The sequence below is a fragment of the uncultured Endozoicomonas sp. genome, from assembly GCF_947495845.1.
Classification (GTDB): domain Bacteria; phylum Pseudomonadota; class Gammaproteobacteria; order Pseudomonadales; family Endozoicomonadaceae; genus Endozoicomonas.
On record NZ_CANMAO010000014.1, the window covers coordinates 14,146 to 38,412 of the forward strand.

Consider the following 24,267-nt stretch of genomic DNA (forward strand, 5'->3'; position numbering starts at 1 on the left):
CACTATGTGAATTTTTAATCAAACTCGATAGAATGCTTTATACCCGTCGACTTTCCAGTTGCTATTTTGTTGGCTACGCGCGCTCACCCGCCTTACTATATGTAGGCTCACGAGCTTCGCTTACTTGCCGCCGCGTAGCACCTTGAAATCCTTTGGGTATAGTCGGCTAATCAGAATGCATATTGAAGAGTGATATTGATTCATCTCATTGCTAACTGTGAGGGAGCCAATAATAATGAAAAGCATCTTTGGACAAAGAGCAACTCAACAGAGGATACATAAATGAGCAATATACCGACTGATTTACGATACCTGACGTCTCACGAGTGGGTTCGGGTTGAAGGCGATGGTGTTGTCACTATCGGTATTACCGATCACGCTCAGGAAGCGCTGGGTGACGTGGTCTTTGTTGAGCTGCCAGAGACTGGTACTGTTCTGGCAGCTGGTGAAGAAGCCGGCGCGGTTGAATCGGTAAAAGCGGCTTCAGAAATTTATGCGCCTCTGACCGGTGAAATTCTGGAAGCCAACCCTGCTCTGGAAGAAGCGCCAGAAACCGTCAACACTGACCCTTATGTCGAAGGCTGGTTCTTCAAAATGAAGCTGAAGGATGAAGGTGAATTGGGCGAGCTGATGGACGCAGAAGCTTACGCCGAGTTTGTAGAATCTGAATCCTGATTCCACGCTGCAATTACCGTCAGTAGCAAAACAGGCACATCAAGTTATCCACAACGGGTGTGCCTTTGTTGTATCCTTTCCCACCATTATTTCGAACCCTTGCAGGATTTTATCATCCATGAATGATGAGCAGTTGCTGCGTTACAGCCGTCAGATCATGCTTCAACCAATGGATATTGCTGGCCAGGAAAAACTACTGGCATCCCGAGTGCTTATTCTGGGAGTCGGAGGGTTGGGTTGCCCGGCTGCTCAGTATTTGGCAACAGCAGGTGTTGGTCATATCGTGCTGGTGGATCCTGACACCGTTGATGCTACTAATCTTCAACGACAACTGCTCTACTCCACAGAAGATTGCGGCACGCCCAAAGTGATCGCAGCACAACGGCGTTTATCCGCGATTAATAACGATGTTAAATTTGATTCAATACACGGTTGTTTGAGTGAGCGTGAGCTTGACGAACAGGTCAGCAAGGCTGACGTGGTATTGGATTGTACAGATAACTTCAGCAGCCGGTTTGCCATCAACGCTGCCTGTGTAAAACACAAGACACCATTGGTCAGTGGTGCTGCGATAGGTTTTTCCGGCCAGCTTACCGTGTACGACCGTCGTCAGAACAACTCACCTTGTTATCGATGTCTATACGATGAACAGAGCAATGAAAACCTGACGTGCTCGCAGTCCGGAGTGCTTGGGCCTGTGGTTGGTACTATCGGTGTTATGCAGGCACTGGAAGCCATCAAAATTATTGCGGGCATTGGTAAAACATTAAATGGTCGGTTGATGATTTTAGATGCGATGACAATGGATTGGCAGACAATGGGGTTGGAGGCTGACCCGGACTGCCCAGTTTGTAGGCATCAGGCACCAATTACATAGAAGCAATGGATTCTACACAGTTGGTGACTTAGAAGCTGTTCATGATCTTTTGCAAGTCGCAGAAAGATTGTGAACAGCTTCTTAGGGTGTCAATTGAGAAACAGGGTTATAAAGCGCACTCTTTAACCGCCCGAAGAAGACGAGCTTTGTGATCGGAGTCCAGATCATTCCAGTGACTGCCAATCAGTGCTCCCTCAAGCGCATAAAGCAGTACCTTTGAAACTTTAAACCCGCGACTGCGGACTTTGCAGTAAGCAGCGACAGAGCCAACGTCGTGGAGCTGCTCAAGGGTTCTGATGCCGACGGCGTTTAACCATTGCACGGATGTCTTGCCCAGGTTTTTTAATTCAATCAAATCTGTTGCCATTTACGGGATCCCTAACTCAACTCTGGCGTCCGTGTCAGAGACAGCATTTTTTAAAGGTCAGTAGGTTGTTGATGCTTTGTTGCACGCAAGCCTTCGTGAGCATAACTTTTCTGAGTCATTCTGAGTCACTGAGTTTTGCAACGAAGCGTCGACAGCCTTAGTAATTTTCCTTAAGAATAGACGAGTCTTTTGAGCTCATCACATAGCGTTTTCGGTTATTACCAAAATGATTGTGTTTTGACACTTTAGTCAACGAGTATCAAACGATGCATTATTTGATCGATTATTTTTATTATGAAAACGCAACATCATAAGATTGAGAACATTTTAGAACTGATGAAAAATGAGAGGGAAAGTCGAATTTTCTGCTCGATCCCTTTGAGAAAAGACCCACACTGTCACTCTGACGTATAATCGCACCCATGGCCAAGAAAACGACGACCAAAAAAACCGGATCGCCCAGGAAAAAACGTCAGGGAACACGTACGCCATCACGTACATCATGGCGCTCAATTCTGTTCAAGGCAGGCTTTACGCTGACGGCCATTGTGATTGCCTATGCAGCGTATCTTGATGCGGTGGTGACCCGACAATTTGAAGGAAAAAAGTGGGCAATTCCTGCCAAGGTGTTTGCTCGCCCTCTGGAATTGTATTCGGGTAAACGAATCACGCCGGCGGATTTGCAATCGCAGCTTAAGCGTCAAGGTTATCAGGCTGTCCAGCAGGTCAGTCGTCCCGGCACCTTCGCTCGCGCTGGTAATCGGTTTGTTATCTATAGCCGAGGGTTTCATTTCCCGGATGGTGCAGAGCCTTCACGATACGCATCCGTTCAGCTGCAGAACAATGAAGTTGTGCAGCTAAGAAGCAATGGTGGCACAACGCTGCCACTGCTGCGGTTAGATCCACAACCCATTGGCGGTATTTATCCGGCCAGTTATGAAGATCGTTTGCTGATTCGTTCTACACAAACGCCCCGCTACCTTATTCCTTCGTTATTAGCTATTGAAGACCGCGATTATTATGACCATTTTGGTTTATCACCGACGTCTATTGCTCGAGCCATGGTGGCAAACGTGCGGGCTGGTGGTGTGGTTCAGGGCGGCAGCACCATCACCCAGCAGCTGGTAAAGAACTTCTTTCTGACCAATGATCGAACGCTGGTGCGTAAAGCCAAAGAAGCGATTATGGCTCTGCTACTGGAATTGCATTACAGCAAAGAAGAGATTCTTGAAACCTATCTGAACGAAGTGTATCTCGGCCAGCATGGTCGCAGAGCAATCCACGGTTTTGGTTTGGCCAGCCAGTTTTACTTTGCCCAACCCATTCAGGAACTGAACCTCGCACGCACTGCTTTGCTGGTGGCGATTGTGAAAGGTCCATCGTACTTTGATCCTCGCCGTTATTCAGAGCGTGCGTTGGAACGTCGAAACTTAGTGCTGGATGTCATGGCTGAACGTGGCATCGTGCCACAGGCCGAAGTGGATCGTTCTAAAAAATTACCATTAGGCGTCGTAAGTCGTGAGTTGGTGAGCACCAATGACTTTCCAGCCTATATTGATCTGGTCAAAGAACAGCTGCGAAAAGATTACGATGAAAAAGATCTGACCAGTGAAGGGCTACGGATTTTTACCAACCTTGATCCGATTATTCAGCGGGAAGCCCAGAAGAGTGTCAGCGCCACGGTTAAAAGCCTGGGCAAAGGGAATCAGTTGCAAGGTGCCATGGTGATTAGTTCTGCCCAAACGGGTGATTTGCTCGCAGTGGTTGGCGACAAAAATGCCGGCTATGCAGGCTTTAACCGTGCCGTAGAAGCGCGCCGCCCGGTTGGTTCGTTATTGAAGCCAGCTATTTACCTCACAGCCCTTGAACGACCAGAGCAGTACACATTAACGACCATGGTTAATGATACCTCGGTAAAAATTAACGACGGCAAAGGTGGTTACTGGGAGCCCAAAAACTACAGTCGTGAATCTCACGGACAAGTCCCCTTATACCTTGCGCTGGCAAAATCCTATAACCAGGCGGCAGCGAATACCGGCATGGCGGTTGGTTTGTCATCGGTACAGGACACATTGAAACGCTTGGGTGTTGAACAACGTGTGCCGCCTTATCCGTCGGTGCTGCTGGGTGCTCTATCCATGACGCCCATAGAAGTTGCCACCATGTATCAAACCATTGCCAGCGGCGGTTTCCGTATGCCTATTCGCGCTATTGATGCGGTGGTGGACAGCCAGGGGCGGCCTCTTTCCCGGTACAGCATTTCGGTAGAGCGAGCATTTAATCCCGGACCGATGGAGTTATTGCGAACTGCATTGGGTGTTGTGATGTCAGAGGGCACGGGGCGCAGGATTTACCAATATATCGAGCCAGATATTGCTCTGGGTGGCAAAACGGGTACCACCAATGATTTGAGAGACAGCTGGTTTGCTGGCTACTCTGGTGATTTGGTTGCTGTCAGTTGGATTGGCCATGATGATAACAGCCCAACAAAGCTGACGGGCAGCAGCGGCGCCCTGAAAATCTGGGGTAACTTCTTAGCCAATGTGCCAGTGCAACCTGTGGCACCACTGCAGGCGAATAATTTGACCAGTCTATGGGTGAATCCTGCAGCCAATGGTCGAAGTCATCAATACTGTGAAGGGGCAATGGAATTGCCTTATATTACCGGCTCTGAACCTAAGGCTTATGCTGGTTGCGGAAAAGACAGTGACGACTCTCTCTTTGACAGAATTAAAGCGTGGTTTTAATAAATGGCACTGATGCCCGTTGTTGAAAAAGTAATGCCAAAAGCTGGTCTACTAATTATCCTGCTGACCGCTTTGCTGGCGGGTTGTTCTACCTCTATGAAAATGCCCGAGAATGCATCCGTTCAAACGTCGCCTTATGTGGAAAGAGACGATGCCGTGGGCTCGTTGCTGAATCTGGCGTGGAACGCCCGAAAACAAGGCCAGTTGGATGCGGCCGAAAGTTATTTGAACCGTGCCGTACGAATTAGCCCAACGACGCCCGACGTTTATTATCAGCTGGCATTGCTGCGTCAGGATCAGGGTAAGCACGAACAATCAAAGCAATTGGCCGAAAGAGCATTAAGCCTTCAGCCAGACCCGGCATTGGTACGGAAGATTAACCATTTGTTTCAAGAATTGTTTCAAGAGTAGAAGAGTTAATATGTCTCAGGAAATTATCAATCTGCTGGAAGCGATTGAAGATGAACTTCGAAACCAGAATGTGTGGGCTCAGATGCCGCCTTCTATCGAAGCACTCTCCAGCACCACACCATTTTGTATGGACACCATGCATTTCAGCCAGTGGCTGCAGTGGATTTTTATTCCAAGGGTTCGAGCCATTCTGGACGCGGGCGGCTCCCTGCCAACCGGGTCGGATATGAAATCCTATGCAGAAGAAGCGTTGCCAATGGAACGCCTCTCTTCGCAGAAATTGCTTAATCTTATTGAAAAATTTGATCAGTTAATGAACTGATCAAAGGAAATCAGCCCAATAAAGTTTATATAGTGCTATAGATCTGTTCTTGTTTCTTGTTCCACTTTTTCAGCTTTTCGGCTACCGATAGAGCAGAGAAGTGAAGTGAAACAGCCTTTTTTTGGTTTTTCTTCGTGAGCTGCGGCTTCTGACCTGCTGGGTACCTTTTCTTCGTTGGCTTTTATAACCGGAGTTTGCCCTGGTTGGAGGTTGTCATTGCTTGTTGGATCAGCTGATGTGTCATTTGTGTCAGGGGATTCTTCAAGCTTTACTTCTGAAGAATTGGCGGTAGTTACTACGGTCGTTTCCGAATTGACATTTGAACCCATTGGTTTTGCTTCTGCATAATTGTCCGATGAGCCTGGTATCTTTTCTTCGGATGGACGTCGAGTTCTGGTATCAGCTAATCTTTCAGGGGCTCTGTCAATATTATGAGTTACTGGAGCCTTTAATGTATTGTTGCCTTCAGTAGGAAGAGAGCCTTGAGAAGTATGTCTTGATAGACTAAGAGCGGCCGTGTCGTCTTCAGAAGCTTTGGGCTCTTGTATAGTTGAGGGAGATATTTCTGAAACAATACTATTGGCTCCTCCTTGTGGAGTGTTTGGCTCTTGCACACTACCAGCCTCTATATCCGGAGTTGTCATGACATTCTCATCTGTAGGAATAGATATACTCATCTCGTCTAGTGATTTTAGAGAACTCCCCATCGTTGTAATGCACGCATTAAAGCCCTCATCAGTGGATTGAACCGATGGTAAATTTGCCTTTATTACTTGTTCCTTATCATCAGTTTGTTGCGTTTTATTTGCATCCAAAAGCGCCTTATTAATGCTGATATCTGGTTGCGATCCGATATTCACTTGATTACCTCAATTAATTCGATTTGAGTTCATGTGTAGACAATAAGATTAAAAAGAAAGTTTCTCTGCGGATAACAAATCCAAAGAGCTCTTTGGAATAGATTATTTTTAAAATAGAGAACTGGTTATAACAATGCTGAGTTCTTCTTAATAGATGGTTAGTTCTCAGACAATAAATACGACACGTGTAGATTTTAATGATTGAATTATAAACATTCTCATTCAACCCTGTGTCAAACTACCAATAGATACTGATCGATAAGTGTTCATCCTCGTCATTTAAGTAGAAATCAAAATCGAGTCATGTAAAAATGTGACGCCTGTCGTGTTTTTGTGGCCTGATTTGCAGATTTTTTTATAGGCATCAGCCGTTGTGAGTTGAGCTTTGGTAAATACATAGAAGAATAAAACCGTGACCCCTAAGGATGAAAATTCCACCCAGAATACAAACAATGCATCTGGGTACAATTGGTTTTGGCATGCGCTATCACCTTACTGGCGAGTTTACCGCGATGTATTGCTGGCAAGCTTGCTGGTTAATATTTTCGCGCTTGTCTCACCCTTGTTCGTTATGAATGTGTACGACAGGGTTGTGCCAAATCAGGCATTCGAAACGCTCTGGATGCTAGCAACCGGTGTCGTTTTAGCATTCTTTTTCGAAATGGCGATTCGATTGATTCGTTCTCGCTCTATCGATTTGGCTGGGCGACAGATTGATCTGACGCTTTCTTCCAGGCTTTTGGACCGCTTGCTTGGTTTGAAATTATCCAGCCGGCCGGCAAGTGCGGGCAGTTTTCTCAATCAATTATCAGAGTTTGACAGTGTCCGTTCCTTTATTACATCGACAACGATTCTAGCGTTTGTTGACCTTCCTTTTGTCATCCTATTTCTGGGGTTGGTGATTTGGTTGGGTGGATGGTTGGTACTGATTCCTCTTTTTTGTATAGGCACTGCCCTGTTAGTTGCCTGGATTTTAAACAAGCCCTTACAACAGATTATTCACACCCAGCAGAATGCTTCCTCAAAACGCCAAAATTTTATGATGGAGCTGTTACTGGGGCTGGTTTCGATCAAGTCTTCCAATGTAGAAGGGCAGAATGAACGACAGTGGAGCAGTCTTAACCGGGAAGTTGCTGATGCATCTTTAAAAGTGCGTCAACTGCAGACAATTACCAGCCAGACCACCACTCTGATGCTCCAGCTAAATACCGTCGTTCTGGTCATTGCCGGTGTTTACCTGATCAGTGCTGGCGAACTTTCAATGGGTGGTTTAATTGCCATTATGATGATTTCTGGCCGCTGCGCTGCACCAGTTTCACAAATCATCGGGTTGATGAATCAATACGAAAAAACCATTCATGCGTTGGATCATGCAGGGCAAATCATGAATTTGCCTCAGGAATACCCGCCCGAAAGAAAGTTGTTAAAACCCGAAACGTTTCATGGCCACTTTTATATCAGCCATATGTCGTTTGCTTATCCGGAATCGCAGGATCAGCTGCAGGATATCAACTTGACTATACCGGCAGGCACCAAGTTGGCCATTCTAGGGCGAATGGGTTCCGGAAAAAGCACGTTATTGCAATTGCTGGCGGGTCTTATCGAGCCCGGGCAAGGGCTAATTGGCGTTGATGGCATGAATCTCAGGCAGATCGATCCACGCTGGTATCGCAGCCATATCGGTTATGTTGGGCAGAAACCTGAACTGTTCAACACTTCTCTGCGTGACAACATCACCATGCAGCGTACTGGCATCAGCGACAGCGATATTCTGTGTGTGCTTGAACAGGCAGGTTTGCAGGATATCGTTCGGGCTGGCAGTGCCGGTCTCGACTATATGATTGGTGAAGGCGGACGTAACTTGTCCGGTGGTCAGGCTCAGGCGTTGACTTTGGCTCGAGCATTGGTCGCATCGCCCAAAGTACTGATTCTTGATGAGCCTTCCAGTGCGATGGATTCTCAAGCTGAAGCGCAATTTTTGCAGTTACTCAAAGCACTTAAAGATACAACCATTATTCTGGTGACCCACAAGTTGAACCTGCTGAATGCGATGGATCAGATTGTGGTGCTGGATCAAGGCAAAATCAGCGTTAATGGCAGCGCCAGTCAAATTCTTGAAGCTCAGAGAAGTCCTTCAGCCAGTAAGCATCAGGAGGCCGTCGCCTGATGGATAAGCAACAGTTGACAGATAATAACTGGCATGGTGCTACGGAAGAGGAGATCAGTAGTATATCAAAGGGCAGTCGTCCGCTATTGCTGACAGTGGCCCTGACCATTATCACTTTTGTCCTCTGGGCGGGCTGGTGTGAGCTGGATGAAATCACCCGAGGTGAAGGTAAGGTGATTCCTTCCAGCCAAGTGCAGAACGTTCAGAACATGGAAGGTGGCATTGTTGAGGGCATTATGGTCTCTGAGGGTGATTTGGTGGATCGGGGGCAAGTGTTGATGGTCATGGACGACACCCGATTTACGTCAACCCGGAAAGGTCAATTGGCGAATCGCAATGCCTTATTAGCCCGAAAATCGAGGCTTCTGGCCGAGGTTGAAGGTGGTGAGCCGTTGATGCCTGATTCTCTGGTGTCAGAGGTGCCCGAGCTGGCAGCCAGAGAAACAGAGCTGTTCAAGAATCGGCAGCTTGAATTGGGCAGCAGCATCGGTGTGTACCAGCAGCAATTAACCCAGCAGCAAAAACAAATGCTGGAAACAAAAGCTCAGCGAGACATGCTGGCCCGACGTTTTTCACTGCTGGATGAAGAGTTTCAGTTAGCCCGTGATTTGGCAGCAGAAGGTGCGGTTTCCCGCGTCGAAGTGCTTAGGCTGGAAAGGCAGGTTAGCGATACCCGTGGTGAAAAACTGATCGCAGAGAAGAATCTTGAGCGCATTACTGCCCAGCAGGATGAAATCAAGCAACGGATTAATGAAACCCGGCTTAACTTTACCAACAAGGCCAGAGTGGAGCTGAACGAGACTCTGGCACTCCTTCATGAGTTGTCTGCTAAAGCAACGGCTACCAGTGATCAAGTGGAGCGAACCAAAGTGCGGGCACCCATGAAAGGTGTCGTTAAACAGATTCTGGTGAACACCGAAGGCGGTGTTGTTCAGCCAGGTATGGTGATGATGGAGCTTATCCCGGTAGACGACACACTCGAAGTAGAAGCGCGTATTCGTCCACAGGATATTGGATACCTACACCCGGGTCAAAAAGCGACGGTTCGTTTTACGGCTTACGATTTCACTATTCATGGTGGTCTTGAAGGCGCTGTAACCCATATCAGTGCTGACACAATTTTGGATGAACAGGGCGAAAGCTTTTATCTGGCGAGAATCAAAACCAACAAAAGTCATCTTGGTTATGAAGGGGACAGCAGTCGCCCGGTGATTGCCGGCATGGTGGCGACTGTGGATATTTTAACGGGTAAGAAAACATTGCTTGAGTACCTTTTGAAACCAGTGTTGAGAGCTAAACAGCTGGCGTTCAGTGAGCGTTGAACGACAAAGATTTCAGTATAAAAACTAACGAAGGGCCGGAGTCGCCCAGGAAAAACGTAACGGAGCTATTTATGGACGCTAGTCAGGCAATTGCAGCTAATAATAAACCTGCAGGTACAATCCATTTTATAACAGGAAAAGTAGAAGCGACTGACTTAGAGGGTAATCGTCGGTCTCTACAGACGGCTGATGTTGTATATGAGTATGAAACGATAGTAACTGCCGATGATGGAGCAGTTCATATAGATCTGCCAGATGGCGAGGTTCTGGAATTAACCGGTAATTCAGAATATAGCTTCCCTATTTCTCTCTCAGATACAGAAGAGTCGGAATCTGAGTTAGAAATAGAAGCGGAACAGCTTGAAGTTACTCCTGACAATGCCCAGCCAGAGAACGCCACTAATCAGACAAGCAATGGCTTTGGTAATCAGTCGATTTTGGAGCTTAGTGGTATTCAGGTGGAACCTGCCGCTGGGTTTGAAACAACAGCACAAGGTTCAGGAATTGAAAACAGTGTCAGTTTCGTATCTGAAGACTTGGTTGGTATAGACGAAAATAATCAATCTGAGATTCTATTAGACGGCTCAAATGGGAACACAGATCGTGGTGCTGTGACAGAAGATCAGGACACCAATAGTACGGTCACAGGCATTCAATTACAGCAGTCTGGTTCTCTGACGATTTTTGAGCCTGATATTAATGACCGTACTGTATTCGATCCGGATAAAACCCGTTTTCAGCCTGACTCATCAACAAGTTCGAGTGCTCTCGGGCAACTTGATATTGATGAGAGCGGACAATGGCGTTATGAGGTTGATAACAGTCTTGTTCAGTACCTAAAAGACGGTGAAAGTGTAACGGAAGTTTATGTAGTAGAAACTTCCGATGGCACCCGGCAAGAAATAACCATCACTATTAATGGTGCGTCAGATCCTTCCAACATAAGCCTTGTGGGCACGGACAGTGCAGCGGAAGCCGTTACCGAAGACAGGGCTGAAGACCTGAGCGACAGTAATGAGCTGGTTACAGGGGGCAGCCTGACGGTAAAGGATGCGGATGGTGATGGTGCCTTCAGTACCACAGTAGGTTTTGTCAGCAGCACAGGCAACGGCGGTGCCCAGCTGGGGCTTCTGACCATGAATGCAGATGGCACATGGAGTTATGCAGTAGACAACACAAGTCCGGTAATTCAAGGGTTGGATAAAAATGAAACCCTGGTAGAAATCTATGAAGTTACCACGGAAGATGGCAACGACACAGAAACCATCACCATTACCATCAACGGAGCGGAAGACCCGTCAAACATCCTGGTGGATGGCACGAACGGTGACAGTGACGTGGGATCAGTCACAGAAGACAAGGCCGATGATCTGAACGGCAGTGGTCAACTGGTCACCGACGGCAAACTGACCGTGATCGATGCGGATGGAGATGGTCGCTTCAGCCCAACCGTCACCCTGAGCAGCGTCACCGACGAGAACGGGCAAACCACCAGTGATGGCAGCCAGAGCGGACTGGGTAGCCTGGTGATCAACGCGCAGGGCGGCTGGGAATTCAAGGTCGACAACGCGGCGGTACAATACCTGGATGAGGGTGAAAGCGTCACTCAGGAGTACACGGTATCGACGGAAGATGGCAGCGACACAGAAACCATCACCATTACCATCAATGGAGCGGAAGAGCCGTCAAACATCCTGGTGGATGGCACGAACGGTGACAGTGACGTGGGATCAGTCACAGAAGACAAGGCCGATGATCTGAACGGCAGTGGTCAACTGGTCACCGACGGCAAACTGACCGTGATCGATGCGGATGGAGATGGTCGCTTCAGCCCAACCGTCACCCTGAGCAGCGTCACCGACGAGAACGGGCAAACCACCAGTGATGGCAGCCAGAGCGGACTGGGTAGCCTGGTGATCAACGCGCAGGGCGGCTGGGAATTCAAGGTCGACAACGCGGCGGTACAATACCTGGATGAGGGTGAAAGCATCACTCAGGAGTACACGGTATCGACGGAAGATGGCAGCGACACAGAAACCATCACCATTACCATCAACGGAGCGGAAGACCCGTCAAACATCCTGGTGGATGGCACGAATGGTGACAGTGACGTGGGATCAGTCACAGAAGACAAGGCCGATGATCTGAACGGCAGTGGTCAACTGGTCACCGACGGCAAACTGACCGTGATCGATGCGGATGGAGATGGTCGCTTCAGCCCAACCGTCACCCTGAGCAGCGTCACCGACGAGAACGGGCAAACCACCAGTGATGGCAGCCAGAGCGGACTGGGTAGCCTGGTGATCAACGCGCAGGGCGGCTGGGAATTCAAGGTCGACAACGCGGCGGTACAATACTTGGATGAGGGTGAAAGCATCACTCAGGAGTACACGGTATCGACGGAAGATGGCAGCGACACAGAAACCGTCACCATTACCATCAATGGCAAGGATGACTTGAGCCAGATCGAGGTGGTGGAACGGGGAGGCCCGGGACAGCCAGCGGGTATCAGCGACAGTGACACCGGTGCAGTGACAGAAGATGAAGACACTGATAGTACGACACCTGGCGTACAGCTGACTCAGTCAGGCACCCTGACGATCACAGATGCAGACAACAGTGATACCGCCGCATTTGACCCGTCCCAGACCGTGTTCAAGGCATCGGGCTCCACCAACGGTACAGCGCTGGGCAACTTGAGCATTACGGCCAATGGTGCCTGGAGTTACGAAGTCAACAACGACGCGGTGCAATATCTGGATGACGGTGAAACTGTCACCGAGGTGTACACAGTCCAGGGCGTCGATGGCAGCACCTATGACATCACGATTGTAATTAATGGTACAAATGAAACCCCAGAAACAGATGATAAAACTGTGGATGGTATTGAAGATGCTGCCTTCATTCCGGTGACATTATCTGGCAGTGACGAAGATGGAGAAGTCAGTTTTTTCCTTATTAATTCATTACCGGAAAATGGCACGCTGTATCTGGATGAAGCGAGAACACAGCAGGTATTTAAGGGGCTGGAGTACTCTGCTACTGGAAATGAGCTGACGCTTTATTTTGCTCCTGATGAAAATTGGAATAATAACTGGGATACCGATAACAATGGGGCTCCCGACGGGGCTGATTCTTTTACGTACAGTTCAAGGGATAATAATGGTGCTCTTGACCCAACACCTGCAACGGTCACCATTTCTGTTGATCCTGCATCTGATGGGCCGGTCACGCCTCCCATTGATACAGACGCAAAGAATAATCAGCTGCAAAAAGGCAACAATGCTGGCCAATATACAGGTTTAACTGGAGCTGCATCGGACCCTGATCCTGAAGATAAAGTCACTTATTCCATTGACGATGAAGCCAAAAAACTGTTCGTCATAGATCCTGTGACAGGTCGGGTGTCGGTTCGTGATGATGTCAGCCTGAATGTTGAGCAGAGCCATGATGTCACGATCACAGCCACCAGTAGTGATGGCTCCTCCGAGTCGTCAACGTTTGAGGTTGACGTAGTTGATGGTGCGGTGGATAGTGCTGTTGTCCATGAGAGTGCATTAAAAGGTGGCTCTGGCAAACCTGAAACTGCATTTGATGATCAACCTGAGTCGGGGCAGGAAGAAGGGAGCGGTGTAACCACTGCGACAGGTAATCTTCTTGATAATGATGGCTTGCCAGACGGTACCACCATCACACAAATAAACGACGAGAACCCAGGGACTGGCATTGTCACCATCAAAGGCCAGCATGGTGAGCTCACGCTGAATACGGAAACTGGCGATTATACGTATACCTTAACCAGTGCCGCAGATCATAGCGCGGGTGATGTGAGTGAGGTGTTTTCCTATAACACCAGCGCGACACCTGACACGCCTTCCCGACTTGAAGTCAATATTGTTGATGATACCTCTTTATCAAGAGATCAGCAGGTTGATATCCCTGCCGGCGATGAACCGATCTATCGAATAGTCATTATGCTGGATACGTCTGACAGTATGGACTTTGCAGACTATAACGGTGAGGTTGAGTTGCCTGACAATGAAACCATTACTTCGCGGCTTGCCCTGGCTATTGATGGTATTTCTTCACTTTTGGAAAAGTACTATCAGCAGTCCTCTAATGTTCAGTTCAACCTTGTTACTTTTGATGGCAGTAGTCGTATTGTTGATCCAAATGGAACTGGGCCTGCAACCACGCTTGATGATGCATTGGCACGCTTGAATGGGTTGGTGACCAAAAGTGGTACTGGTTATGGCAATGCGCTGGATCAGGGGGAAAATGCGTTTGAAAACATGTTCCAAAGCGATGCAGATGCAGGGTTGAATAGCAGTGATGTTGAATATATCAGTTATTTTGTATCGGATGGTGCGCCTACGGATGATAAAACAGGGAATGTAGATGGTCAGACGGTGGACGATATCGCTGCTGAAAAAAGTAAAAACTGGGAAGCGTATGCAGAAGAAAAAGACATCACCTCATACTCAGTAGCTGTCGGCTCAAGTGTTGACGATCTTTCCTATATGGAAAGTATCCACAATGCAGACGTACTTGGCAGTGGCGAGGAGCAAAAGCCAATCGTGGTTGCTGATCCGGTTAAGCTCGAAGATGAGCTATTGAATACCATTCCGAATAGTTATGGCGGTAACCTGGTATCCAATGGTCGGGTGAACACCATTGATTTTGGGGCTGATGGAGGCAATATTCAGTCAGTCTCTTTTGATCTGAATGTTGATGGCAGTGTTAAGCCGGTCACCTTTACCTATGACCCTGATACAAAGACGATAACACCCTCTGGCACAAGCTCTTTATCCATATTGAATGGGTCTATTTTGACTCTGGATTCATCTAATGGTTTTGCTAAATGGGGTAAGTTGATATTCAACTTCGAAACTGGTGAATACACGTATTTCGCCAACAGTTCATTGACGGAAGGGGATTCGTTTGGCTTTGACTTTATTGTCGCAGACAGTGATGGCGATGTAAGCCCTTCTGCAAACGCTACGATCAATATTGTTGATGGTGTCCCAGAAGCCAACGATGACATGGACACCATTATGCCTGGCGCTCAGTCCATAGAAGGTAATGTGATTACTGGCGTTGGCACTGATGGTGGTATTGCTGTTGGTGATAAAGCGACCCCTTTTGCTGTTCAGGCCGGAGGTGTTGATAGTGCGGTCGATGATGCGAAGCTAACCAAAGTCACTTATGAGGGCGTCGAGTATGAGGTGAATGGTGAGAAGACCATTGACCTCCTGGGTGCTGACGGTATTACCGTCGTCGGATCTCTGAGAGTCTCCGAGACGGGCTACTATGAATTCACACCGGTCACCCCCCCCGCTACCCATACTGACCCGAATGCACGTATAGATGTCGACTTTACAGTGACTACTGATATACCCGGTGTTTCTTTCAGTTCGCCAGATGGTGATGTTGTTATTAGCAGTGATGAAGCACTAGGTGTTGATAACGGCACTAGTACCGTCAAGGTGGGGGTTGAGTCAGATAATAAGGCTGGCGTAAATCAGAAAAACTCGATTGAAGGGCATGAAGATCTGATCATTGATTTCGCAGCCAGCGAATATCCCGATGGTGTTACCAACGTGAGCCTTGATTTGACGACTGCCAACGATCGAAGGGCGATGACCGTCACGCTTTATCGTGTTGATGGTACCGAGATTGGTCAGCTCTATACGGGGGGCGTAAACAATCAGCCATTCCAGATTCCTTCGGAGTACACCAATATAGGTCGTATTATCATCAGTGCAGGCAGTGATATTAAAGACAGGGCCAGTGGTCAGTTCACCGGTATTGCTTTTGATAAAGTGCTGCCGGGAATTGAAGATGGCACTGTAGCTGCGGAACAGCATGAGATTACCTACACCCTGACAGACAGTGATGGCCAATCCGACACTGCCACGCTTACCTTAAATACGATTCAGAATTTTGCCTCCGGCACTGCAAACGATGACTCATCTCTTCAGGGCACGGAGGTGAATGATTATATCGATGGTCAGGCCGGAAGTGATGATATTCGTGCAGGAGCTGGTCATGACATCCTGATGGGTGGTGCCGGAGCGGACACCATTGATGGGGAAGAGGGTAATGACAATATTTCCGGAGGTACTGGCAATGACCAGCTAGTCGGTGGAATCGGCAACGACATCATTCGAGGCGATGCGGGTGATGACGTCCTTCATGGTGAGCACGGTCAGGACAAACTGTATGGTGGCGATGGTGGTGACACTCTGAATGGCGGTGACGGTGCTGATCAGCTCTTTGGCGATGCCGGAAATGACACGATCATCGGTGGCGAAGGTGCTGATGCTATTTATGGTGGCAAAGGCAACGATGTGTTGACCGGTGATGATGGCATAACCTTCACGCGAGACACCTTCACCTTCAACTTTGAAGACCTTCTGGATGGCAAAACCGTACAAATAGATACCATTACTGACTTTTCTGTCGGCGATACCGCGACCGATTCTACTGCTGATATGCTCGATATCAGTACACTTGTGGATCTGAGCAGCGACACTCTCAACCCGGAGGACCTGCTTGCAGAATTGAACCTGAGTGGAGTCACTGCAGAAATCGTCAATGGTAAAACGGTTATCAGTATCACTAAAACGACAGCTGACAGTAGTCGGGATGTTCTTCAGATTGAATTGCAGGGCGAAACGAATTGGAGAGATGTAAATTTTGATCAGGAAATAAATGGCCAGGATGTTTTATTGCAGCTGATAAGCAATGGCCAATTAGTCGTATAAATAACACCAAGAATTCATGATTATGAGTATGATAAAAAGGAGCGAGAAAAGGATGTTTCCAAAATTTTTAACAGTGTCGATACTGGCTTCAGCCGTTCTTACAGCCAATGCTCAAGCGGATACTCTGCTTGATGCTGTCAATCAGACGCTGGCGACCAACCCTGAAGTTCTTATTCGAACCATTGAAGCCGATGCTCGAATGGATGAAATCAGGCAGGCAAAGTCTGGCTATTTACCCAGCCTTGATCTGACTGCTGGAGTTGGTTATGAGAACAGTCGGAATAGCAGTACGATTGGTTTGGCGGGTGATCCTGATCGAGATGATCAAGTTAGAACCCGCCGCGATGCCTCCTTAATTGCACGTCAAATGTTGTTTGATGGTTTTGCAGTCTCCAGTGAAGTCGATCGCCAGAAGGCTCGTCAGGCATCGGCAGCTCAGGATGTTTGTTATGCGGCCAGCAATACGGCACTGCAGGTGACTCAAGCTTATGTGAATATTATGCGTCAGCAGTCTGTTGTTGAGCTGATGAAGGCGAATGCTGAAGAACATGAGCGACTGGTCAAGCTCATCGAAACCCAGGGTAGAAAAGGCCGAAGCAATGATGCGGATGTCGCCCAGGCTCAGAGTCGCCTGGTGTTGGCAAAAGCCAATGAGATCAGTGCTGAGTCCGTCCTTCGGGATGTGAAAACGCAATATCAACGCCTTGCGGGTAATCTTCCAGAAGCCTATTCAGTGCCAGCGATACCTGAGCAATCTCCGGCATCATTGGAAGCAGCGTTAACTCTGGGTGTAGAAGCACATCCAGTCATGAAGCTGGCTACTGCGGATGTACAGGCGGCAGAAGCTCAGTACGAAGCCAGTAAGAGTGCGTTTATGCCACGCTTCGAAATGGAAGTCGGCGCAAATTGGGATACCGATGCCAACGGTGGCAAAGACGACACGTATAACCATGTCGCTAAAGTCAACATGACCTACAACCTGTATAACGGTGGTGGCGATAAAGCCCGCCGCAGCCAGACCAGTAAGCTGATCAATGAAGCTATAGAGATTCGGAATCGTGCTCGTCGCCAGGTGGAAGAAGAAATTCGCCTTGCCTGGGTAGCCATTGATTATGGCTCGCAGCGCTTACTTCCCCTTGAAGAGCACGTGAAGCAATCCGATCGTTCGCGGGAGTTGTATAACAAGCAATTTCTGATGGGCAGCCGGACATTGATGGATTTGCTGGATAGCCAGAATGAGTACACTTCTGCCCGCCAAAGCGCTATCAATGCCCGTTACGATCTACTGTTTAACCGTTTCCGTCTGTTGAATAGCACCGGTACTCTGTTGCAGAGCATGGATGCCAGTCTACCAGTGGACAATGACTGTGGTGTAAAAGTGGTTGCGGTCAGATAACGCCATAGCCATATATACCCATCGCCTTTCAAGTTGCTACGTTGTTGTCAGCGTTCGCTCACCCCGATCACCTACTACTTGTAGGCTCACGGGGCTTCGCTCACTTGTCGCCTAGTAGCAACTTGAAATCCAATGGGTATAGCCAAAAAGCTGTTCACCTATAGGAGAACAGCTTCTTCTTTACTTCCGGGCTTTCAGCTTCAGGCTCAGGATGTCATAAATTTCTTTTTGATCCCTGCTGTGCACGAAACGGATGGCTTCTCTCAATGTCGGGATCGCTTCCGTGATAATGGAGTTATCCAGCAGTGTTTCCAACTTATCCATTATTTTCAGATCACGCTGTGACCGTTTAATCTCAATCCCGGTGATATCCCCATTAGCGGTGACCAGTTCAGCCAGGCTGATCTGACGCAGAGCCCCTTTGATGCCCAGCAAAGCAAAGGCAAGGTGCTGACGAGCATGAGGAAAGGGCGTGTTGATGCCATAACAGATCATCCGGCAGTACATTTCTATCTGAACGATCGCTTTATCATGCACGCCGAGTGGATTGACCGAGCTGTCCATAGTACCCAGAGCTGCCATATCCTGAGTCAGGCCTTTTACGGTCAATTCCTGATAATCAAAGGCCGGTGCGATGTACTCCATATCATGCTCCCCTCATCTGAATGATTATTTATTGCTTTTATACCACTGATTCCATGGGGAATGGTCTAACAAGGCTGCCAGTATTACTGACTTCATGACGGAGGGTGTTTAACGCTATTAGAGCGGTTTTGGTTAGTGCTCTAATTTGTTTTCTGGATGCATTATGTGCTTTTGCCATGATTATCCGGTTTTACTAATCATGCTGGTTTGCTGGAATGATGAAAATTGGTTAGACTTCAAACCAAATAATCGCTAACAGACTTTTATGCCTATTTCTGGGAACACTCCCTTATTCAGCTCAAAACATAAGACTAAAGTCTTGGTGATAAGCCTGCGAACCTCTCTTTCTGGTTACTTAACGCATCGTCCTGCCGAGCATGTGCCCCCATCCAAATTAATGAACATGGCAAATTGAATGCCGGGCATGACCATGGTTGGTCGTGCTATGAGTTTTGAAAGGACCTCTGAGCAAGCACTTAGAACAACATGAAAAGCAGTATGGAGAACTTTGATGCGACTTAGAAACTTTGTTGATGGTGATTACCTCAGCAACCAAAGCGGTGAAACCTTTGAGGTCATCAACCCCGCAACAGGCAAAGTGGCCTATGAAGTGGAAGTGGCGGACGAACTGATCCGCCAACAAGCCATCACCAGTGCCCGCAAAGGGTTTGAACAATGGTCTTCCATGACGGGCATGGAGCGTAGCCGCATTCTGAACAAAGCTGTTGCACTGTTGCGGGAGCGGAATGATGAACTGGCAGCCATAGAAGTAGAAGATACTGGCAAACCCTGGCAGGAAGCATCCGTAGTGGATGTGCTCTCTGGTGCAGACTCCATTGAGTTCTTTGCCGGCCTTGCTCCCTCCATTGAAGGCAATCATCAAAGCATTGGTCAGGATTTCTATTACACCCGCCGCGAACCTCTGGGTATTTGTGCCGGTATTGGCGCCTGGAATTATCCGTTGCAGATTGCCTGCTGGAAATCCGCTCCAGCGCTGGCCTGTGGCAATAGCATGATTTTCAAACCCTCCGAAGAAACGCCCCATGGCGCCTTGAAGCTGGCAGAAATCTTTATGGAAGCCGGTGTGCCAGCAGGTGTTTTCAACGTCGTGCAAGGCGATGCCGATGTCGGTCAATGGCTGACCGGTAATCCGGATATTGCCAAAGTCTCCTTTACCGGCGAAGTGAATACCGGCCGTAAAGTGATGGCGGCGTCGGCGGCGTCCTTAAAAGAAGTCACTATGGAGCTGGGCGGCAAATCGCCTTTGATCATCTTTGATGATGCAGATATTGATGAAGCAGTCTCTGCAGCCATGCTGGGGAATTTCTACACCCAGGGCGAGATTTGCACCAACGGCACCCGAGTGTTTTTACAGCGCGATATTTATGAATCTTTTGTCGAAAAATTACTGACTCGCACCCGCAACAACATTATTGCCGGTGACCCAATGGACTCGGAAACCAACTTCGGTGCTCTGATTTCTGCAAAACATCACAAGCTGGTTCTGGATTTTATTCAATCCGGTCTTGATGACGGCGCAACACTGCTTCATGGCGGTAATCCATTGTCGCCTGATTCTGCACCCAACGGCTTCTTTGTCGAACCCACCATTTTTACCGACTGCCGGGATGATATGAACATCGTCCAAAATGAGATTTTTGGCCCAGTGATGTCGATTCTGGTGTTTGACGATGAGCAGGAAGTGATCGAACGAGCCAATGATACCGAGTACGGACTGGCCGCCGGTGTGTATACCCGTGACATTCGCCGAGCACATCGTGTTATTGAACGACTGCAGGCAGGTATTTGCTGGATCAACAGCTACGGGCTCTCTCCTGTAGAAATGCCGGTGGGTGGTTACAAACAATCCGGAATTGGCCGGGAAAATGGCATGGAAACCTTACAGCACTACACACAATTGAAGTCTGTCTATGTGGGCATGACACCACTGGAAAGCCCTTTTTAATAGATAAATCGAGTTTTTATGTCGACAGATATATCAAAAAATAACCGTCAATACGATTACATCATTGTTGGCGCCGGTTCAGCCGGTTGTGTATTAGCCAACCGCTTAACCGAAGATGCCAACGTTAATGTGCTTTTGTTGGAAAACGGCGGCAGCGACCGCAGCATTTTTATCCAAATGCCGACGGCGCTTTCCATTCCAATGAATACAGAGAAGTTCGCCTGGCAGTTTGAAACCGAGCCAGAACCTTTTCTCGACAACCGTCGTATGCACTGCCCAAGAGGTAAAGTGCTGGGCGGTTCTTCATCCATAAATGGCATGGTTTACGTTCGTGGTCATGCCCGTGATTTTGATGAATGGCAACAACACGGTGCAGAAGGATGGGATTATGCCCATTGCCTGCCTTACTTTAAAAAAGCTGAAACTTGGGCGTTTGGTGGCGATGAATATCGTGGTGACTCAGGTCCGCTGGGTGTGAATAACGGCAATGAGATGAAAAACCCGCTTTATCAGGCATTTGTTGATGCCGGTGTAGAGGCAGGTTATTTCGAAACCAAAGATTACAACGGTGAGCAACAGGAAGGCTTTGGCCCAATGCATATGACCGTGAAAAATGGACGTCGCTGGTCAACTGCTAATGCCTATCTTCGCCCAGCCATGAAGAGACCTAACCTCACAGTTATCACTCATGCTCTGGTGCATAAATTAATTCTGGAAGATAAAACCGCTGTTGGCGTTCGTTATGAACGAAATGGCAAGATTCAGGAAGTCCGCACCAATAAAGAAGTGATTCTTTCAGCAGGCTCCGTCGGTTCACCACATATATTGCAACTGTCGGGTATTGGACCAAAGCCGGTGTTGGATCAGGCCGGAATCGATGTAGTTCACGATCTACCCGGTGTTGGCGAAAATCTTCAGGATCATCTGGAGTTCTATTTCCAGTTCAAATGCAAAGAACCCATCACCCTGAATGGCAAGCTGGACTGGCTCAATAAAGGCTTGATCGGTGCCCGGTGGATTCTGGATCGCAAAGGCCTTGGTGCGACCAATCACTTTGAATCTTGTGGTTTTATCCGTTCCAAAGCCGGTGTGGAATGGCCAGATCTGCAATACCACTTCCTGCCAGCCGCCATGCGATACGACGGTCGAAGTGCATTCGATGGCCATGGCTTTCAGGTGCATATTGGTCACAATAAACCAAAAAGTCGCGGCTGGGTTCGTGCCGTTAGTGCGAATCCTAAAGACCATCCTCAAATCCAGTTCAACTATATGGAGCATGAAGAGGATCGGGAAGGATTCAGAGCCTGCGTGCGATTGACCCGTGAGGTGATCAATCAACCGGCGTTTGATGACTATCGGGGTGATGAGATTCAACCCGGTAATGCGGTTCAAACGAACGAAGAAATCGATGCATTTGTTCGTGGCGCTGTGGAGAGTGCATATCACCCATCGTGCACTTGCCCCATGGGAACGGATGAAAAAGCCGTTGTTGATCCACAGGCTCGTGTCCGGGGTATTGCCGGCCTTCGAGTGGTGGACTCTTCCATCTTCCCAACCATCCCCAATGGCAACTTGAACTCACCGACGATCATGGTGGCGGAAAAAGCAGCGGATGTGATTCGTGGCAAGGCGCCATTGGCACCTTCAGCTGTGAAGGTTGGGATGGATGAACGTTGGAGAGAGCGACAGCGGTCAGGAGAACCTGAACGTGTAACGATGTAACGATCATGTGGCCAGTAATGGAGGCTCTTTTGAAAAAATGACTGACCCAGTGAGTTGCCTGATAACGATTAACAATATTGGCAGCTCGCATCCTTCGAATAATTACAAATAACTACTCAAACTGGAGAAGCGTATGACAGCCTGGCTATCAGCTGGCCTTATTTTCACATTTATCGCAGTGGCATTTATTTTGATCCGCTGGGGTAATGTTCAATGTGTTGGCACAACCCCTGTAAGAACATTGACGTTTATTGCAATCCTGTTCACCTCCGGATTGGATGTGGGTTTGATCATGTTCCCGCTGACAGAGTTTGCCGGTTACGCTGACCTTGCAACCAGCCCCGAATACAGCTTTGCCAACCCACTGGCCATTGAATTTGGCTTCTGGGGATTCCTGATCTGGGCCTTTTACTTTCTGACCTGCTTTTACTTTTGTGTCATTGAACCAAAAGTGAAGTTCTTCGAGATACCGCTGGTTAAACTCATTAATAACATCGTTATTATTGGTACCTGTGCATTTACCGCATATCTGTTGCTCTCAAACCTGCCTTGGTATCTGCCGGAAGTAGGCGACGGTGAAACAGTAGTAGCGTCTTTCTATCTGATTGTTCTTCTGGCCATTGCCGTTGCTGCTTACTCCAGCAGTAGCCTGAAATACGTTCGTTTTATCAGCCTTGCTACCAGTGCATTATTCCTGGGGCTGATTGCTGTAATGTGGGCCGGTGCAGCCATGTCCACCGATGATGGCGCTGTAGGTATCATCAAAAATGTAGCGCTGCTTGGAGATTACTTCGGCAATATCCATCAGTTTGTGTTGCCGATGAACGATTACCACGAGTTCTATCTTTTCTGGTGGTTCTCCTGGAGCATTATGATTGGTCAGTTTACTTCCCGTTTCGTAGGTGGTTTGACTACGTGGCAGCTGCTGGCAGCTATGCTGATTGTGCCGTCTATTCCACTGGGTATCTGGTTCTCCGTACTGTACTACTACCATGCTAATGGTCTGGAAACCGCTGGTTTTTATAATCTGGCCATGGTGTTTGTGGGTGTCACCTTTGTGATCAACTCACTGGATTCTCTGATCCGTCTGTACACCGATAACCTGAACCTCACCGTTGCTCGCCTTGGTAAGTGGAAATACATTCTCGGCAATATCGTTGCCATGAGTGTATTGACTCTGTTGTTTAAATTGAACTTCCTGCAGATTCAGTGGGTCGGTGCCCTGGTGATTGGTCTGTTCTTCAGCTGCTTTGGTTATATCCTGTTGACCAAGCTCAAGCCGGTGATGGCAATTAAAGCGGAAGATAAAGAAGTGGACTTTAGGAAGTTCGAATTGTCTAACTGAGTCTGCTGGTTCCGAAACTTAGGTTATTCAAAACCTATAAGCCTCGTTCCCCTGCGGAGTGAGGTTGTCGTAGAAGATCATTAAAAGCAGATATCGTAGGTCGGCAACCCAAAGGGTTGTCGACAATCAACTATTAACTCAGAAACTCTCTGACTTTCTCTACAGCAGGCGCTGAGCCGTTGTGTACCAGCACACCATCAATAGAAATTGCTAGTGTGCTGACTACGCCAGCATGCATCATTGTTTCCAGGTCTGTCACTTTCTTAAGCTCAATTTCAACATTGGCTTCCTCTGCAATCTTTGCTATCAATTCGGCAGTTGTCGTGCAGTTTTTGCAGCCCGGACCATATAAAGAAATGAATGCCTTTCACCAGCGATTTTTCAGGCATTAACTGCAACAGAGAATAGGTGAGCCAGTCTGCCAGATGAGTATTACCAATGTTGCTTTTAAATTTTGGAACGAGCAAGTTATTTTGAGCGACTGGGCAAGGCGAAGAGACGAGTCATAGCCGTAGCTATGGCGAGGAACTTCAACGCTGATCCAGACAGTCAAAATAGCTGCGCAGCCCATAATTTAAAAACAGAATTGGTATAAATATGCTCAACATTTTGAGTCTACTTGAGCCTCCAAAGAAATCCTGTTTGTTACAAACACGATCCAGAAGACAAAAAGACGCA

16 protein-coding genes are annotated in these 24,267 nt (G+C 48.0%); 12 read left to right on the top strand and 4 right to left on the bottom strand.

Going from position 1 to position 24,267, the window contains the following annotated elements:
• Positions 1-282: 282 nt before the first annotated feature.
• Together gcvH and moeB are read left to right on the top strand one after the other, a co-directional pair.
• On the top strand, positions 283-675 hold the full coding sequence (gene gcvH, locus Q1B11_RS10825; protein WP_299732070.1) for a glycine cleavage system protein GcvH: 393 nt from the start codon (positions 283-285) through the stop codon (positions 673-675).
• A 118-nt stretch (positions 676-793) separates the two neighbouring features.
• Entirely contained in the window at positions 794-1,552 is a 759-nt protein-coding gene (moeB, locus tag Q1B11_RS10830) for a molybdopterin-synthase adenylyltransferase MoeB (RefSeq protein WP_299732073.1), read from the top strand.
• 106 nt (positions 1,553-1,658) lie between these two features.
• On the opposite strand, the gene Q1B11_RS10835 is transcribed toward moeB, so the two are convergent.
• Positions 1,659-1,919, bottom strand: a complete 261-nt coding sequence (locus Q1B11_RS10835) for a TfoX/Sxy family protein (protein WP_299732076.1) — start codon at positions 1,917-1,919, stop codon at positions 1,659-1,661.
• Positions 1,920-2,341: 422 nt separating this feature from the next.
• Here Q1B11_RS10835 and mrcB point away from each other — a divergent pair, with 422 nt between their 5' ends.
• From mrcB to Q1B11_RS10850, 3 genes are read left to right on the top strand one after another with little or no spacing between them, the layout of a single operon-like run.
• Positions 2,342-4,666, top strand: a complete 2,325-nt coding sequence (gene mrcB / locus Q1B11_RS10840) for a penicillin-binding protein 1B (RefSeq protein ID WP_299732078.1) — start codon at positions 2,342-2,344, stop codon at positions 4,664-4,666.
• A gap of 3 nt (positions 4,667-4,669) precedes the next feature.
• On the top strand, positions 4,670-5,077 hold the full coding sequence (locus tag Q1B11_RS10845; protein ID WP_299732081.1) for a tetratricopeptide repeat protein: 408 nt from the start codon (positions 4,670-4,672) through the stop codon (positions 5,075-5,077).
• A 10-nt stretch (positions 5,078-5,087) separates the two neighbouring features.
• The gene (locus Q1B11_RS10850; RefSeq protein ID WP_299732084.1) at positions 5,088-5,399 is read left to right on the top strand and encodes a YqcC family protein; all 312 of its coding nucleotides are present in this window, start codon (positions 5,088-5,090) and stop codon (positions 5,397-5,399) included.
• 35 nt (positions 5,400-5,434) lie between these two features.
• Here Q1B11_RS10850 and Q1B11_RS10855 read toward each other — a convergent pair whose 3' ends face one another.
• Positions 5,435-6,259 carry a hypothetical protein gene (locus Q1B11_RS10855; RefSeq protein WP_299732087.1) on the bottom strand — a complete coding sequence of 275 codons (825 nt, stop codon included), beginning with the start codon at positions 6,257-6,259 and terminating at the stop codon, positions 5,435-5,437.
• 412 nt (positions 6,260-6,671) lie between these two features.
• Between Q1B11_RS10855 and Q1B11_RS10860 the strand changes: the two genes are divergently transcribed.
• From Q1B11_RS10860 to Q1B11_RS10875, 4 genes are all read left to right on the top strand, one after another.
• Positions 6,672-8,426 (top strand): type I secretion system permease/ATPase, encoded by a 1,755-nt coding sequence (locus Q1B11_RS10860; RefSeq protein WP_299732090.1) that lies wholly within the window; start codon positions 6,672-6,674, stop codon positions 8,424-8,426.
• Positions 8,426-9,748 (top strand): HlyD family type I secretion periplasmic adaptor subunit, encoded by a 1,323-nt coding sequence (locus tag Q1B11_RS10865; protein WP_299732093.1) that lies wholly within the window; start codon positions 8,426-8,428, stop codon positions 9,746-9,748. Before Q1B11_RS10860 ends, Q1B11_RS10865 begins: the two co-directional genes overlap by 1 nt.
• A gap of 71 nt (positions 9,749-9,819) precedes the next feature.
• Positions 9,820-16,515: a VCBS domain-containing protein gene (locus Q1B11_RS10870; protein WP_299732096.1), complete on the top strand. Its 6,696-nt coding sequence runs from the start codon at positions 9,820-9,822 to the stop codon at positions 16,513-16,515.
• Positions 16,516-16,567: 52 nt separating this feature from the next.
• The gene (locus Q1B11_RS10875) at positions 16,568-17,911 is read left to right on the top strand and encodes a TolC family outer membrane protein (RefSeq protein WP_299732099.1); all 1,344 of its coding nucleotides are present in this window, start codon (positions 16,568-16,570) and stop codon (positions 17,909-17,911) included.
• 180 nt (positions 17,912-18,091) lie between these two features.
• Here Q1B11_RS10875 and Q1B11_RS10880 read toward each other — a convergent pair whose 3' ends face one another.
• Positions 18,092-18,556: a hypothetical protein gene (locus tag Q1B11_RS10880; RefSeq protein WP_299732102.1), complete on the bottom strand. Its 465-nt coding sequence runs from the start codon at positions 18,554-18,556 to the stop codon at positions 18,092-18,094.
• Positions 18,557-19,067: 511 nt separating this feature from the next.
• On the opposite strand from Q1B11_RS10880, the gene betB reads away from it, so the two are divergent.
• From betB to Q1B11_RS10895, 3 genes are all read left to right on the top strand, one after another.
• On the top strand, positions 19,068-20,522 hold the full coding sequence (gene betB / locus Q1B11_RS10885) for a betaine-aldehyde dehydrogenase (protein WP_299732105.1): 1,455 nt from the start codon (positions 19,068-19,070) through the stop codon (positions 20,520-20,522).
• 18 nt (positions 20,523-20,540) lie between these two features.
• A complete protein-coding gene (betA, locus tag Q1B11_RS10890) occupies positions 20,541-22,244 on the top strand; it encodes a choline dehydrogenase (RefSeq protein WP_299732108.1) in 1,704 nt (567 codons plus the stop codon).
• A 133-nt stretch (positions 22,245-22,377) separates the two neighbouring features.
• Complete coding sequence (locus tag Q1B11_RS10895; protein ID WP_299732111.1) at positions 22,378-23,589, top strand: BCCT family transporter; 1,212 nt, start codon at positions 22,378-22,380, stop codon at positions 23,587-23,589.
• Between the two features lie 133 nt (positions 23,590-23,722).
• Here the strand turns inward: Q1B11_RS10895 and Q1B11_RS10900 are convergent, their stop codons facing one another.
• Entirely contained in the window at positions 23,723-23,947 is a 225-nt protein-coding gene (locus Q1B11_RS10900; RefSeq protein WP_299732362.1) for a thioredoxin family protein, read from the bottom strand.
• Positions 23,948-24,267 lie beyond the last annotated feature (320 nt).

Excerpts from the sequence above, each read along its gene's own strand:
- gcvH (WP_299732070.1), top strand. The coding sequence starts at position 283 with ATGAGCAATATACCGACTGATTTACGATACCTGACGTCTCACGAGTGG.
- moeB (WP_299732073.1), top strand. The coding sequence starts at position 794 with ATGAATGATGAGCAGTTGCTGCGTTACAGCCGTCAGATCATGCTTCAA.
- Q1B11_RS10835 (WP_299732076.1), bottom strand. The coding sequence starts at position 1,919 with ATGGCAACAGATTTGATTGAATTAAAAAACCTGGGCAAGACATCCGTG.
- mrcB (WP_299732078.1), top strand. The coding sequence starts at position 2,342 with ATGGCCAAGAAAACGACGACCAAAAAAACCGGATCGCCCAGGAAAAAA.
- Q1B11_RS10845 (WP_299732081.1), top strand. The coding sequence starts at position 4,670 with ATGGCACTGATGCCCGTTGTTGAAAAAGTAATGCCAAAAGCTGGTCTA.
- Q1B11_RS10850 (WP_299732084.1), top strand. The coding sequence starts at position 5,088 with ATGTCTCAGGAAATTATCAATCTGCTGGAAGCGATTGAAGATGAACTT.
- Q1B11_RS10865 (WP_299732093.1), top strand. The coding sequence starts at position 8,426 with ATGGATAAGCAACAGTTGACAGATAATAACTGGCATGGTGCTACGGAA.
- Q1B11_RS10870 (WP_299732096.1), top strand. The coding sequence starts at position 9,820 with ATGGACGCTAGTCAGGCAATTGCAGCTAATAATAAACCTGCAGGTACA.
- Q1B11_RS10875 (WP_299732099.1), top strand. The coding sequence starts at position 16,568 with ATGTTTCCAAAATTTTTAACAGTGTCGATACTGGCTTCAGCCGTTCTT.
- Q1B11_RS10880 (WP_299732102.1), bottom strand. The coding sequence starts at position 18,556 with ATGGAGTACATCGCACCGGCCTTTGATTATCAGGAATTGACCGTAAAA.
- betB (WP_299732105.1), top strand. The coding sequence starts at position 19,068 with ATGCGACTTAGAAACTTTGTTGATGGTGATTACCTCAGCAACCAAAGC.
- betA (WP_299732108.1), top strand. The coding sequence starts at position 20,541 with ATGTCGACAGATATATCAAAAAATAACCGTCAATACGATTACATCATT.
- Q1B11_RS10895 (WP_299732111.1), top strand. The coding sequence starts at position 22,378 with ATGACAGCCTGGCTATCAGCTGGCCTTATTTTCACATTTATCGCAGTG.